Annotated in this window: 7 protein-coding genes; 2 read left to right on the forward strand and 5 right to left on the reverse strand. The window is 77.0% G+C overall.

Annotated elements, in window-relative coordinates:
* Window positions 1-3: 3 nt before the first annotated feature.
* From WMF17_RS05140 to WMF17_RS05160, 5 genes are all read right to left on the reverse strand, one after another.
* Window positions 4-4071, reverse strand: a complete 4068-nt coding sequence (locus WMF17_RS05140; RefSeq protein WP_437648447.1) for a protein kinase domain-containing protein — start codon at window positions 4069-4071, stop codon at window positions 4-6.
* 344 nt (window positions 4072-4415) lie between these two features.
* Window positions 4416-5060, reverse strand: coding sequence for a tetratricopeptide repeat protein (locus tag WMF17_RS05145; protein ID WP_437648448.1), 645 nt, complete (start codon window positions 5058-5060; stop codon window positions 4416-4418).
* Window positions 5060-6517, reverse strand: a complete 1458-nt coding sequence (locus WMF17_RS05150) for a protein kinase domain-containing protein (protein ID WP_437600817.1) — start codon at window positions 6515-6517, stop codon at window positions 5060-5062. Before WMF17_RS05150 ends, WMF17_RS05145 begins: the two co-directional genes overlap by 1 nt.
* Window positions 6518-6650: 133 nt before the next feature.
* Window positions 6651-8021 carry a GDSL-type esterase/lipase family protein gene (locus WMF17_RS05155; protein ID WP_437648450.1) on the reverse strand — a complete coding sequence of 457 codons (1371 nt, stop codon included), beginning with the start codon at window positions 8019-8021 and terminating at the stop codon, window positions 6651-6653.
* Complete coding sequence (locus WMF17_RS05160) at window positions 8018-9160, reverse strand: SDR family oxidoreductase (protein WP_437600819.1); 1143 nt, start codon at window positions 9158-9160, stop codon at window positions 8018-8020. Before WMF17_RS05160 ends, WMF17_RS05155 begins: the two co-directional genes overlap by 4 nt.
* Before the next feature lie 175 nt (window positions 9161-9335).
* On the opposite strand from WMF17_RS05160, the gene WMF17_RS05165 reads away from it, so the two are divergent.
* Both WMF17_RS05165 and WMF17_RS05170 read left to right on the forward strand, forming a co-directional pair.
* Complete coding sequence (locus WMF17_RS05165; protein WP_437651291.1) at window positions 9336-12941, forward strand: protein kinase domain-containing protein; 3606 nt, start codon at window positions 9336-9338, stop codon at window positions 12939-12941.
* A 101-nt stretch (window positions 12942-13042) separates the two neighbouring features.
* The gene (locus WMF17_RS05170) at window positions 13043-14830 is read left to right on the forward strand and encodes a hypothetical protein (protein ID WP_437648451.1); all 1788 of its coding nucleotides are present in this window, start codon (window positions 13043-13045) and stop codon (window positions 14828-14830) included.

The raw sequence follows: 14830 nt of genomic DNA on the forward strand, positions 1-14830 counted from the left end.
TGGTCAGATACCCGAAGGGTTGTACTTCTTTTTGGTGGTCGATACCGGCTTGGGCGCGGGCTTCGTCGACGTGGACGTCGTCCGAGGGCGCGCGGTCGAGGCTGGGCGCGCCGTCGACGTCGGGCGCGCAGGCGGCTGCGTCGCAGCGGGAGCCTTGGCCGTCTGGGGAGGCGGCGGCGTCTGGGGAGGCGGCGGCGTCTGGGGAGGCGCCTCCTCGGGGAGCGGGGCCGAAGGCGTCGGCGCCTCCTCGGGAGGCGGCGGCGATGGCGGCTGCGCCGCCTGCGAAGGCTCCGCGGTCGCCGGGGGCACCGCGGGGAGGGCCTCCGCCGCGCCTGTGGCCGTGACCATGGGCGCGGCGGTGTCCGCCGTCGCGGGCGCGGGCAGCGCGTCGACGCGCGCCTTGCCGATCTCCGAGGGAGAGCGCTCGTCGCCGCTGCGCACGACCAGCGCGACGGCGCCGAGCGCCACGCAGAACATCGCCGCGCCGGCCACGATCAGCTGGAGCCGCTTGCGTCGTTCCCCGGTCTCGAACGACCTGTCGACGATGGTGACCTCGCCGGTGTCGTTGGCCATGCTGCGGGAGCCGCCCCTCGCGAAGCGCGCGGCGAGCGCCGCCGCCCTGGAGGCGGGCGGGTCCGCCGCGGCGAGCACCTTCGTGGCAGGGTTGCCGGCCGCGGGGAGGACCCGCGGCACGGACGAGCCGAGCAGCTTGCCGTCGCGGGAGGAGGGCCGCGGGCTCGCCGGCTCGGCCGGCTCGACGGGCGGGATGTTGGCATGCAGCGAGGGCGCGATGATGAGCCGCGGCGCTCCCTCGGGAGGCTTCGCCGGCACGGCGATCTCCTCGAACGAGATCGGCTCCAGGCTGACGGGGGGCTCCTCGTCGTGCGCCGCCGCCGGGGACGCCGCCGCGAGGGCCGCTGCGCCGGCAGCGAATGCGCTCCCGCGGGCGCCCGCGCCCGCGTCGGCCGGCGCGGTGTGGGGCTCCGGGGCGGCGCCGGAGCGCGGCTCCGAGTTCACGGCCGCGCCGGCGTCGACGGCTGCGATCGCATCGCGGAGCTCCTGCGCGCGCTTCGACTGGATCTCGCCGATCGCCTGCCGCACGAAGGCCGCCACGTCCTCGTCGGTCGTGGGCTCGCCGAGCGTCGACGCCACCTGATCGATGGCCCGCTGCATCTCGGCGCACGTCGAGAAGCGGTTCTCGCGATCCTTCTCGAGCGCCTTGAGGATGATCCTGTCGAGCTCGGGGTGGATCGCGCCGTTCAGCTCGCGCGGGGGGAGCGGGTTCTTGATCGTGATGTTCTCCACGGTCGAGAGCTCGGTCTCGGCGCGGAACGGGTGCAGCCCGGTGGTGAGCACGTACAGCAGCGCGCCGAGCGAGAAGATGTCGCTCCGGCGATCGATGGAGAGCCCGCCGAGCTGCTCGGGCGAGAGGTACGGCGTCTTCCCCTTGATGATGCCGCCGGCGCGCGTGACGTGCAGGCGCCCCTTCGACTTCGCCACGCCGAAGTCGACGATCTTCACGAAGCCGGCGGTCGAGATGAGCACGTTCGCCGGCGAGATGTCGCGGTGGACGAGGTCGAGCAGCGCGCCGCTGTCGTCGCAGAGCTCGTGCGCGTTGTGGAGGCCAGCGCAGATCTGGGAGGCGATGCGGAGCACGATCCGCTGCGGGATGCCGCCGAGCCGCTTCGCGGCCTTCTGCAGCGTGCCGGCCGTCTCGCCGTCGACCCACTCCATGACGATGTAGAGGACGTCGTCCTCCTCGCCGAGGTCGAGGATCTCGACCACGTTGGGGTGCCGGATGCGCGCGGCGACCCGCGCCTCGTCGAGGAACATCGACTCGAAGTCGGGGTCGTCGGAGACGTCGGGCAGCATCGTCTTGATGGCGACGATCTTCCTGAAGCCGCGGGTGCCCTGCAGACGCGCGGCCCAGACGGCCGCCATGCCTCCCTTGGCGACCGGCATGAGGATCTCGTACCGGCCGAGGGTGCTCCCCGGCCCGAGCCGGTCCACGGCCGACGCCGCGCGACCCCACAGCTTCATCGGGCCCTGGGCTCCGGTCGGCGTGAGGAGCGCCCTGCCGGAGGTCGATGCCGGACCGCTGCCGAGCGCGATCTCCTGCGTGGCAGCCGCCGCCCCACCGCTCGCGGAGGCGGCCGCCGACGGGAGCGGTGGACCCTTCAGCACGGCGGGGATCGCAGGCGCGGTGGCCGACGCCGGCGCAGGAGGGATCGGCGTCGGACGAGGGCCACGCGCCGCGGCGGGCACCACGGCGACGCGATGCGCGGCCGGGGCCAGCCGCGCCGCGGGCGACACAGGGACACGCGGCGTCACCGGGCTGGACGCGGTCGCAGGCCCCGTCGCCACGGACGCCGCGGCGCCGAGGGCCGTGGACGCCGCAGCGGAGGTCTTGCCGGGGACCTCGGGCGGCGACGGCTGCACCACCCGGGGCGGCGGCGGGCGCGGCGGCCTCGCGTGCGGCCCGGCCGGGATGGGCGTCGGCCGCTTCGGCACCGTGCCGTCGGCCGGCGTCGGCGTTACCCGCGCCGCCACGAGGCTGTCGCCCGGATCCCCCGGCCGCGGCACGGCTGGTCGCGCAGGAGGCTGCTCCTTCCGCAAGGCCGCCGCCGGCGTCGCCGACGCCGCGGGGACCTCGGGTCTCGCCACGGCGGCGCCGCGGCTCTCCCTCCTCTCGCTCGACGGCTCGATCTGCGGCAGCGTGTCCGCAGGAGGGCGCGGCGCGGGCAGGCCGCGCGCGGCGCCGTCATCCGCCGAGCCCCACTCGGCGTCGATGCCGGCGTGCGCCGCCGGCACGGCGCCGTTCGACGCGCCGGCCCCCGTCTTGGCCGCCAGGCCGTTCTTCAGCGCCGCGGCCTCCTTCGGCGCGGTCGCGCCGCTCGATGGGCGGAGCTGGCTCGCGGTGACCGCGGCCGGCGGCGGGCCCGGGGTCCCGCGCGGGCGCGGAGACGGCGCGGTGATCGCGTGACGCGGGCCGTCTCCGTGGGGCGAGAGCGCGCCGTCGGGGAGCGCCAAGCCCACCAGCGTCGCGCCGCGCGCGCGCGGCAGCGGCCGCGAGCTGGCCGCATCGGCCAGGCGCGCCATCGCCGCCGCGACCATGGTCCTGCGCGGCTCGATCGTCTTGCCGGCCAGCCTGCTGAGCGCCGCGGTCACGTCCTCCACGCCGGCGATCCGCCCCGCGCCCGCGGCCTCCAGCGCCGCGAGCATCGCCGACGCGCTCTCGAACCGGCGCGCGGGATCGCGCTCGAGCGCGGTCCGGACCACCTCGCCGACCTCGGCCGGGACGGCGTTGCCGGCGAGCGGCGGGATGGGCGCCGTCAGCACCTTCTGGATGACCGCGGACTCCAGCTTCGACGAGAACAGCCGCTGCCGCGCGAGCAGCTCCCAGAGGAGCACGCCGACCGAGAAGAGATCGGCGGGCGGATCGAGCGGGGCCGCCGTGTGCGTCGCCATCGCCTTGACCCGCTCCGGCGCGGCGTAGGCCAGACGATCGGGGTTCCTCGTCCCCATGGGCGCGAGCCCGGCGATGGCCCGCGCGACGCCGAGCCCGCTCACCCGCGTGACCCCGTCGATGCCGACGGTGACGTGGGTCGGGTTCAGCTCGCCGTGCACGAGCGGCGCCGGCTCCGCCGCGTGCGCGGACGCGAGCGCGCGCAGCACGTCGGCCCCGATCCGGAGGGCAACCGGCAGCGGCAGCCCCTCGGCGCCGGCGGCCGAGACGAGCGCGCCGAGCGGCTCACCCTCCACGTACTCCGAGACGATGAAGACCTCGCCGTCGGCGACGCGGGCATCGAGCACCGAGAGCACGCTGGGGAAGCGGACCTGCTGCGCCATCCCGGCCTCGCGCAGGATGCTGTCCGTGGTCTCCGCCCTCTTCGTGAGATGCCGGTAGATGCGCAGGATCGTGACAGGCGACGCGCTCGTCGCCGCGCCCTCGTCGGACGCCGTCCGCGCGAGCCACGTGGACCCGATCCCGCCGCCGGAGAGCTCTTTCAGCAGCTCATAATTGCCGAGTCGCGAAGCAGAGCCCGCAGCGGGCGGCCTGTCGAGCGCCATGGGACTTGCATGCTATCAGGACGTCAGAAGCTGGATCCAGCGTTCACGCCCGATAAAACGCGAGCTTGGCCGTGTCCGGAGCGCCCTGTCAGGCGAGCTTCCAGCGTGGTCCGGAGCGGACGCCTGGCGCCCTGGCCAGCGCCGCGCTTGCCTCGAAATACCGTCGTTTCGGCGCGATCTCGCCGGCGCGCCGCGGCCGCTCTCGCGGCTTGACACACGTCCGCGACGAGCTCCAGGCCCGAGCTCGCGCCCGAGGCGATCGTGGCCACAGCGCGCCCGCGCTCGCAGCGAGGGGTGTGAGCTCCTCCGCGCGCACACACGTGCTCGGGTGTGGGGGGGCCGACTCAGGGGCGCGGCGCGCCGATCGGGCGCGGCACGCCGATCGAGACGGGGTGAACGGTCAGCGTCACGAACCTCGTGCGGCGCTCGTGGCTCGAGAACGCGCTCGCGGCGACCGGGATCCCGTGCCGGAGCGCCACGGCCACGTGCGGACCCGGATCGACCCGGATCGCCCGCGATGGCTGCGCCACCTCGCCGTCGAGCAGCAGCGTCACGCCCTCGGTCGCGCCGGCGAGGTTCAGCACGATCCTGGGCATGCGCCCCTCGAGGTCCTGGAGGCGCGCGTCGATCTCGGCGAGCACCGCCGGCGCCGCGGCCCGCGCCGTCGCGCGCGCATCCTGGTACGTCCGCTCGGCCGTCCGCAGCCGGCCGAGCCGCTCGTGGCAGAGACCGATGTGGAACGCCACGTTCGCCGTCGGCCGCTGGCGGGCGATCGCCTCGAACCGATCGAGCGCGTCGGCCCAGCGTCCGGCGACCTCAAGGGTCAGCCCCTGCGCGAACTGGAGCCGCAGCGCGCGCGTCGCGCGGTCGTCCTGCGCATGTCCCCAGGACGGCGAGAGCAGCGCCCAGCCGGCGAGCGCGAGCGCGAGCGCAGCGGTGCGCCGGCGAGCGCGCCTGCGCAGGGCGGAGAGCGGTGCGGCGCTGCTCATCAGAACCCGGGGCTCGTGATGCGGGATCTCGAGGGACCGCGCGGCGCCGGCGCGCGCGGGGGCTTGTCCCCCGGGGCCGCGGTGATCTCGGGCGAGCCCGGGTCCGCCGAGGCGAGCTCGGGCGAGCCCGGCGTGCCGTCGCGGCTCGCCGACTTGCCGGCCGGCGCGTGCGGCGCGTGCGGCGCGTGCGGCGCGTCGAAACCCGCCGGATCGGGCGCGCCCGCGCCGCGCCGCCACGCGGCGCCGCTGTCGGCGAAGGCCGCGGCCAGCACGGGGCGGAGGCTCTCGCGCGCCGCGGCCCCGGCCCCGGCGTCCGTCTGCTCCCGCAGCGCGCCCGAGCCGAGCGCCGCCGCGAGCACCGCCGCGCCCGCGAGCTGGAGCGCCGTGATCGCCCGCGCGCGCCGCCGCGCCTCCGGCGGCGACCCGGCGCCCTGCATGCGCCCGAGCGTCGTCGCCTCGCGCCACCGAGGCGCCCGCGTCCCCGCGGTCCAGAGCCGCCCGAGGGCGCGAAGGGCGAGCCGCGGGGGCGCGGCGAGCGCGCCGCGGGGGCGCGTCGTCGCGAGCGACCGCGGGCCCGTGGCGGCCGGCGCGAGGATCACGATCGGCGCGGGCGCGCTCGCGCCGAGATCGCCGAGCGCGGCCTGGAGATCCGCGCGCAGCGAGGCCGCGTCCGGGTAGCGCCGCGCCGGTTCCTTCTCGAGGCAGCGGCCGACGATCTTCCGGAGGCGCTGCGGGATCGAGGGCGGGAGCGGCGCGGGCTCGGTCTCGAGGATGCGCCGGAGGATCGCGTGGTGGTTGCCCCCGCTGAACGGCTGCGCGCCGCTGAGCGCCTCGTAGAGCATCACGCCGACCGCCCAGAGGTCGGCGCGCGCGTCGATGGTGCGCTTGCCCAGGGCCTGCTCCGGGCTCATGTACGAGGGCGTCCCGAGCAGCTGTCCGTCGATGGTGATCGCGTCGCCCGCGTCCGTGACCTGGCTGATGCCGAAGTCGACGATCTTCGGCACGATCCCCTCGCCGGGGACCATGGCCATCACGATGTTCTCGGGCTTGATGTCGCGGTGCACGACGCCCTCGGCGTGGGCGGCGGAGAGCCCGCTGCAGACTTCGATGAGGACGGGCACGACCTCCTCGGGCGGCAGCGGCCGGTTCGGCAGGAGGCGATCCGCGAACGGCGCGCCCCGCAGGAGCTCCAGGGCCAGGAAGAGGTAGCCCTCCTCCGGGAGCTCGCCGGCGTCGACAACGCCGACGATGTTCCGGTGCTGGAACTTGCCGATGATCTTCGCTTCGCGGATGAACCGCCCGACGACCTGCTCGTCCCGGTGCGCCGGGGACAGCTTGAGCGCAACGTCCCGGCCGATGAGCTCGTGGCGCGCCCACCAGACGCTCGCCATCCCGCCCGAGCCGATCGGCTGAATCAGTCGGAAGCGACCTCCTGCGACGTCCCCGGCATGCAGCATGTGCCCCCTTCGCCCATCGCGCGTGAGAAGCCTTCACGCCGATCGAGCATCGAGAGCCGAAAAGCACGAGCAAGGCCACGGGCTCGGCGATCCGCCGTCGCCGTCGAACGGAGCCGCTGGGTCGATCCGCTCGTCAGGGGCGATAGCGCTCGAGGATGTCGCTCGAGAGCTTCACGCCGAGCTCCCGGTAGCCGCGGAACGTCAGGTGGACGCCGTCGCGCGACGCGCGCGGCGGGCGCTCGCGGTACCAGGTCTCGATGGAGCCCCTCCCGCCCATCGCCTCGTACGTGTCCCAGAACGCGCAGCCGCCCTCCCGGGCGGCGTCGCGCAGCACGTCTCGGACGAGGGGCGTGCGCTCCGCCGTGTCCTTCCGGTCCGTGGGCGCGAGGACCAGGCAGTCGGCGTCGGGCTCGACCCTGCGGGTGCGGGCGAGCAGCTCGGCCAGCTGCTTCGCGTAGAGGGATGGATCCGTGGTGACGTCGCCCGCCTCGTTCGTGCCGTACTCCAGCACGACGAGCTCGGGCGAGCGCCGCGCGAGCTCGGCAGCCCAGGCGAGCTCGTTCCACCGCAGCGCCGTCGCCAGGCGGGCGCCGTTGATGCCGAGCGTGTCGAGCACCACCCCGGGCTGGACCTCCGGATCGGTCTCGACGACGAGCCCGCAGAGCTCGGGCGCACCCGACGGCACGACGCCGAGCTTCGCCGCGCCCACGCTCGCGAGCTTCGCGTGCTCGAGCGCGCCGGGGGCGTCGCCCGCGGCCCCGCGGAGGACCTCGCTCGGGCCGCCCTCGATCGTCACCGCGAGCTCGTCGGTCGGCGCGCTCGATCGGAAGCACACGTCCCAGAGCAGCCGCGTGGAAGGCCCCGCCCCGGTGACCGTGATCTCCGCGCGCGCCGGGCCCTTGTGCGCGCTGAAGAGGATCCCCCCGAGCCCGAAGACGCCGTCGTCGATCGGCGTGGAGCCGCCCGGCGTCTTCGGGCGGGTCCGCCACTTGCCGTCGGCCGTGAGCCGCGCGCGCTCGTGGCGGTAGGCGGCATAGCCGAGGTGCACGAAGCCGACGCCGCCGTCGCCGAAGCGCCGCTGCAGCGCCGAGCGGACCGCGCCGCTCCAGAAGTCCGCCGCGGCGTGCGAGTCGCCGAGCCAGGCGATGCGCACGTGGTCCTTGCGGCGCCGCTGCTCGAGGGCGCGGAGCGCCGCGAAGAAGTGCGCGTAGGGCCCGTCCTCCGGGCGCAGCAGCGCGAGCTCCGGCGGGGGCTCAGGGAGGCGCGGCGCGGCCGCGCGCTCGCCGCCGGGCGCGGCGATCTCCGCCGGGCGCGGCGGGGGCGCCCCGGCCGGCGCGGCCGGCGCGGCCCCCACCTCGGGCGACGGGGGCGCGACGTGCTCGCGTGTCGAGCTGCAGCCGAGCGCCGCGGCCACGAGCAGCGCCGCGAGGAGGCGCCGAGGAGGCGCGGAGATGCCGCGCTCCGGGGCCTCCGCGCGAGGCGCGGAGCGGGCTGCGCCGCTCACGAGAGCGGATCCTCGATGTCGAGCTCGGCGTCCGCGCTGGCCTCGATCTCCTGGCGCTCGCGCCGCTCGCGGACACGCTCCTGCACGGCGCCGACGAGCACGTCGACGTACGACTCGAAGGGGGGGCAGGCGAGCCCGGCGCCGGTCAGCACGAGGTCCGCGTTCCGGGCGTCGTAGCGCACGGGGGTCATCAGCTGCTCGACGAACGCGCGCGGGCTGCGGAGGAAGCGCTCGATCCCGGGCGTGCGGAGCAGCGCCTTGGCGAGGTTCGACGGGATGTGACCGCGCGCGGCGCGGCGGCCGCTCGCCCGCGCGATGAGGTCGAAGACCCGCCGCGCCGACAGCGGGTGCGGGTCGGCGATGTGGAACGTGCGGCGCGGCGCGAGCCGGTGCAGGCCGATCGCATGCGTCGCGCGGACCACGAAGTCGATGGGGACGATGTTGAGCGGGACGTCGCCGCGGCCGGGCATCGGGATCGCCATGTCGGCCGGCGCCGCCATGATGAGCAGCACGAGGAGGTACAGGCCGTCGAGCCGGTCGATCTCCCCGGTCACCGAGTCGCCCACCACCGTGGTCGGCCGGACGACCGCCACCGGCACGTGGCGCATCGCCCGCCGCACGAGCACCTCCGCGCGCATCCGCGTCTCCTCCACAGGGTTGCGGAACGCCTGACCCGCCTCGAGATCCTCCTCGTACACCGTCCCTGTACGATCGCCGGCCACGAACGCGGTCGATTGATGCACCAGGCACTGGAGCGAGGTGCAGGCGCGGGCGAGCTCGAGCACCTCGGCGGTCCCGACGACGTTCAGGGCGTGGGCGGCGCTCCGGTCGGCGCCGGCTTTGCTCACGTACGCGAGGTGATGGATCCGGTCGACCTCGCCGGCGAGCTGCCGGAACTCGGCGCCGGACAGGCCGAGATCCATCGCCGCGACGTCCCCCTCAAGCAGCACGACGCGCTCGCGGTCCGCCGCCGGGAGCGCGTCGCGCTCCGCGGCCGCCTGCGCCGACGAATTCGCGACCACCACGGCATACACGAGCGTGCGCGGCTCCGACGCGAGGATGTGCTGCAGCATCCTCCGCGCGATGAACGAGGGGAAGCCGGTGATGAGCACCACGCTGTCGTGGCCGGGGCGAGGCATCGATCGAAGCTTACCGCAGCAGTGTGCCTGCTCCGCAGCTTTCCGTTGACGCCGCCTCGGACGAGCGCGGAGCGATGGGGGCATATGCGGCAGCGCGGGCCGCCCTCCGGCGGGGGCGCGCGGCCGAGGGCTGCCCCTATCCGCGACCGCGGCCCCACGTATAATCGCCCGGTTGATGCGCCCGGGAGTCACGGTCGCGGACCGGTTCAGGATCGAGGGCCTGGCGGGATCGGGCGGGATGGGCTCGGTGTACCGGGCCACCGACCTGACCGACGACAGCCCGGTCGCGCTGAAGATCCTGCACCGCGGGGCCGAGCATCAGGAGAGGCGGCTCGAGCGTGAGGCGCAGCTCCTCTCCGGGCTGCGCCACCCGGGGATCGTCCGCTACGTCGCGCACGGGGTCACCGCGGATCAGCAGCGGTACCTCGCGCTCGAGTGGCTCGACGGCGAGGACCTCGCCGCGCACGTGGCGCGCGCGCGGCTCAGCGTGGACGGCGCGGTGACGTTGCTGCAGCGCCTCGCGGGCGCGCTCGGCGCGGCGCACGAGCGGGGCATCGTCCACCGCGACGTCACGCCCGGGAACATCTTCCTGCCGGGCGGCGCGCTGGAGGGCGCCAAGATCGTCGATTTCGGGATCGCTCGCGCCGGCGCGGACGCCGGGGCTCCCGTGGGCCTGCCCGCGCGCGCGCACGACGCCGGCGTCCTCCGGGCGGGCGAGCTCGCGCGCGACGGGGTGACGCTCGGGACGCCGGGGTACATGGCGCCCGAGCAGGCGCGCGGCGACCCGCATGTCGACGCCCGCGCCGACGTGTTCTCGCTCGGGTGCGTGATCTGGAACTGCCTCACCGGACGGCCTCCCTTCGCCGGCGATCAGGTGATGGCGATCCTCGCGAAGGCCGCGCTCGTGGGCCCGCGCCGGCTCTCGGAGCTGCGACCCGACGTGCCCGCCGCGCTCGACGATCTGGTCGCGTGGATGCTCGAGAAGGATCCGGACGGCCGGCCGCGGGACGGGAACGAGGTCCTCGCGAGCGCGGCGCAGCTCCGCGTCGCCCGGGAACAGGCCAGGGACACCGGCGAGAGCGGGACGCCGAGCACGCGGCTCGCCCGGGCGCTGGCCGAGAGCGCCGCGGGCGAGCCGCGGCTCATCAGCGTGGTGCTCATCCACGGCGCGCTCCCGGGCGACGCCGCGGCGGCGGCGCCCGCCGCGAGCGCCGGGCCCGCCGCGCCGGGCGCCGCTCTGCCGCCGGCGCACCCCCAGGAGCCCGCGCCGAGGGCCGCGATGGAGGCGGCGGTCCGGGCCGCGGTCGCGCCCTTCGGCGGGCGCGTCGACCGGCTCGCTGCCAGGTGGCTCCTCGTCACGATCGCCGGCGGCGGCGAGGCCAACCTGCAGGCGGAGCCGCCGCGCCCCGCCGGAGCGCAGGCGAGGACGCCGACGGACCAGGCCGCCCACGCGGCGCGCTGCGCGCTCGCGCTGCGCTCGCTGCTGCCCGCGGACGTCTCCGTCGCGCTCGCGACCGGCCAGGACGTCGCCTCCGGCCGCTGGCCTGCGCGGCAGGTGATCGATCGCGCCGCGGCGCTGCTCGGCGCGCGGTCGCGCGCGGAGTCGCGCGCGGAGGAGGAGCGCCCCGCCGGCGCCGGGAGCGACGGCGCGCCGCCGCACGGCGGTGTCCTGATCGACGACGTGACGGCCGGCCTGCTCGCGCTCGGCCGTCACGAGATGGAGCGCCTCTTCCCCGAGCTCTGGGCCGCCGGCGCCCCCCTCGATCCTCGGCCCGGCGAGCGCGCTCCCCGTGCCCCGGGGCAGCTCGCCCGCGAGGTGATGGGGCAGGGCGCCGCCGCGGAGGCGCGCGCCGACGGCAGCGCGGCGGCGCGCGCGTTCTACCTCGAGGAGCTGATCCGGTCGGTCGCCCGCGGCGACGCCGAGGGCTCGCCCGAGACGGTGCTCGCGATGGCGCACGCCCGCCTCGACGACCTGCACCCGGCGGTGCGCCGCATCCTCCGCGCGGCGAGCATCTTCGGCGAGGCGTTCTGGCGCGGCGGCGTGGCCTCCCTGCTCGGCGGGGCGCAGGGCGCGCCGGACCTGGACAGGTGGCTCCTCGAGCTCGTCGCGCGCGCGCTCGTCGAGCGGCGCCCCGCGTGCAGGTTCGCCGGCGAGGAGGAGTACGCGTTCCGGCACGCGCGCCTCCGCGAGGCCGCGTACGCGACGCTCACCCGGGGCGACCGGCTCCTCGGCCACCGGCTCGCGGGCGCGTGGCTCGAGCAGTCCGGTGAGATCGACGCGATCGTGCTCGCGGAGCACTTCGACCACGGCGGAGAGCACGGCCGGGCGATGCAGTGGTTCCTGCGCGGCGCCGAGCAGGCGCTCGAGCGCGGCGATCTCGCCGCGGCGATCGCGCACGCGGAGCGGGGCGCGCGGCACGGAGACCTCTGCGATCGGCTCGCGGACGAGGACCTCGCCGGGGAGCGCGGCGCCTCGGCCGACCCGTACGGCCCGCGCGAGGGCGAGACGCTGAGCGCGCTGCGCCTGGTCCAGGCGGAGGCGCACCGCTGGCGCGGCGAGTTCGAGCAGGCCCAGCGCTGCGCCGCCCAGGCGGCGCGGCGCCTGCCTCGCGGCACGCCGCCCTGGTTCCGCGCCGCCGACGAGCTGATGAGCGCGAGCGGCCGGAGGGGCGACTACATGCTCACGACCGCCTGGGCGAAGGAGGTCGCCGCGTGCGGCGATGCCGGAGCCACGGCGGGCGGTCCAGGCGACGCGGGCGCGCCCCGGAGCGAGCCGTCCGGGGCCCGGGCCGCGGCCGACATCCGCTCGGCGCGCGTCATCGCCCTGTGCTCGGCGGCGCGCCAGCTCTTCCCCGCGGGGCGTTACGCCGAGGCGGACGCGCTGATCGCGCGGGTGCGCGCCCTCGCGGGGGATCTCGCGTCCCTCGCGCCGCGCGCCGCCGCCGAGGTGCACCGGCTGCGCGGCGCGCGGGCGCGGCACCTCGGCGATCCCGCGGGCGACATGGCGGGCTACGCCGCCGCGGTCGACGCGTTCGAGCGGGCCGGCGACGTCCGCGACGCGTGCAACGCCCGCGTCAGCCTCGGCTGCGCGCTCCTCGAGCTCGGCGATCCAGAGCGGGCCGGCGAGGAGCTCACCGCCGCGCTCGCGGCGGCCGAGCGCATGGGGTTGCGCACCGTCGCCACGCGCGCCCGGCAGAACCTCGGCCGCGTGCTCGCGGCCAGCGGTCGGCTCGACGACGCGCTCGCGCTCTCGCGGCAGGCCATCCTGGAGGCCCGCGCGCAGGGCAACCTGCGCCTCGAGGGCGGCACCCGCATTTACGCCGCCCTCATCGCCCACGCCGCCGGGGACTTCGCCGCGGCGGAGTCCGACGCCCGCGACGCCGCGGAGCTCCTCCAGGTGGTGCCGCCCTCCCGCGCCGGGGCGCTCGCCGCGCTCGCGCGCGCCCTGTCCGCCCAGGGGCGCGCCGACGACGCGCTCTCGGCGGCGCGCGAGGCCGAAGGCCTCCTCGCGCGCCACGGCGGCCTCGAGGCGTTCGAGTCGCTGGTCCTCGTCGCCGCCGTCGAGGCGGCGCGCGCCGCGGGGGACCTCGAGGGCGCCCGCGCCGCCGCTGCCCGAGGCCGCGATCGGCTCCTCGTCCGGGCCGCGGCGATCCCGGAGCCCGCCCTGCGCGAGAGCTTCCTGCACCGCGTCCGCGAGAACGCGATGCTGCTCTCGCTCGCGCGCATCTGCCTCGGCGAGTCCGCCGTGATCGTCGCCGCCCGCCGCTCCCCGAGGTCCTGACGCGCCGCTGCGCCGCGGCGCGGCGGCGCCTCGGGGACCCAGCGCGCGGCGGTTCTGCAGGTTCGTGGTCGATCGCGGCAGGAAGGCGCTACCGTGCGGTCGTGATCGTACGACCGACCTCCGCCGTGCGCCGCCGCGCCGCCGCGCTCCTGGCCCTCGTCCTCGGCCTGAGCGCGGGCGCCCTCGGCTGCAAATCGCCGGGCGCGCCGGCCGACGCCGGCGTCGCGGGCCTGAGCCCGGTGCCCGCGCCGGCGGGGCTCATCGCCGAGGCGTACCTCCCGACGCCCGACGCCACGTGGGCCAAGGCGCGCGCCCTCCTCGGCGGCCCGGCGGCGCTCCTCCCGGGCAGCGCCGGCGCCCTCGCCGCGTCGCTGCTCGGCCTGCCCATCGCCGTCGCCTCCGAGATCGACGGCAACGTGCCGTTGCTCGGCGCGGCCGTGGAGTCCCCCGACCTGCCGCGCCCCCGGGCCGCGCTCGGCATCCATGTGAAGGACGGCGGGCGTCTGATCGACCAGCTCACGCGGGGCGAGGGGGCGCGCTTCCGCGCGAAGCCCGACGCGGCGACCTCGATCGCGCTGCTCGAGCCGCTGCAGGGAGCGAGCCCGGTGGCCCTCGGCGTCCTCGGCAACTACCTGCTCGTCGCGGAGAGCCCGAGCGACCTGACCACCCTGGGCCCGTACGTCGCGCGGACGATGCCGCAGGCGCAGGTGCCGAAGGAGGATCTCGCGATCGAGATCCCGCGGCCCGCGATCGACGGCCCGGTGCTCAGGGCGGCGCGGAGCGCCTGGGACAAGGCGCGCGGGCCGGACGGCGCGCCGGCCGCCACCGCGGTCCCGCTCGCCCCGATGATCGAGGGCGGGCTCGCGGTGCTCGGCGATCTCGAGCGGGCGCGCCTCACGCTGGTGCTCGACGAGAGCGCGCACCTGCGCGTCTCCGGAACGCCGAAGGCCGGGGGTGGCCCGGCGTCGAAGGCGTCGACCGAGCTCGCGGTCGGCGACGTGAGGCCGCTGCTCGATCTGCCCGCCGACGCGCTCGCCGGGATCCTGGTCCGCGACCGGGCCGCGTCGCGCGCCGAGAACGTCCCCAAGCTCGTCGACGCCCTCGCGGGGCTCATCGAGGGCGGCCTCCCGCCCGCCGAGCGCGAGCGGCTCGGCGCCGCGATCCGCGCGGCGTCCGACGCGCGCGGCGACTGGTTCGCCGGCGGGCTCCGCTTCGACGGCCGGGGCCCCACGGCGTTCGTGCGCGCCGCCGTGGGCGACCGGGCCAAGCTCGAGGCCGCGATCCAGGACCTCCTCGGCGCCGCGGAGCTCCCGCCGATCAAGGCCGCGCTGCAGCGGGAGGGGATCCGGGCCTCCACGGGCAAGGCCGAGCTCCCGCAGCTCGAAGGCGAGGTGCGGCGCGTGCGCTTCGAGCAGACCGCCGCGGCGAGCCGGCCCGGCGGCGCGGGCGCGTCGCCGGCGGCGCCGGCGCGGAAGGGAGCGCCGGCGCCGCCGGCGCGGAAGGGAGCGCCGGCGGCGCCGGCGCCGGCCGCGATCGAGCTACTCTACCAGATCCGCGACGACGGCCTCTTCGCGTCGGTCGGCAACGATCCGGGCGCGGGGCTCCGCAGCGCCGTCGCCGCGGTCCAGGGGGAGAGCCTCGGCGACGTGCCGGCCATGAAGGCCGCGCTGGCCCCGCTCGGCGCGGACATCGCGTTCGCGCTGGTGGTCGAGCCGCTGCGGCTCGTCGCGAGCCGCCTCGGCCAGCCGGGCGCGGGCGATCCGGCGCCCGTGGTGATCGCCGCCGGCGCCGCGCCGGCCGGCGCCGGCGCCCCCGCCGCGATCTGGGCGCGCGCCGACATCGCCGCCGCGGCGATCCGGGAGCTCGCCCGCCTCGGAGGCGCCTTTTGA

It is taken from the genome of Sorangium sp. So ce362 (assembly GCF_051519845.1).
Classification (GTDB): Bacteria; Myxococcota_A; Polyangia; order Polyangiales; family Polyangiaceae; genus Sorangium.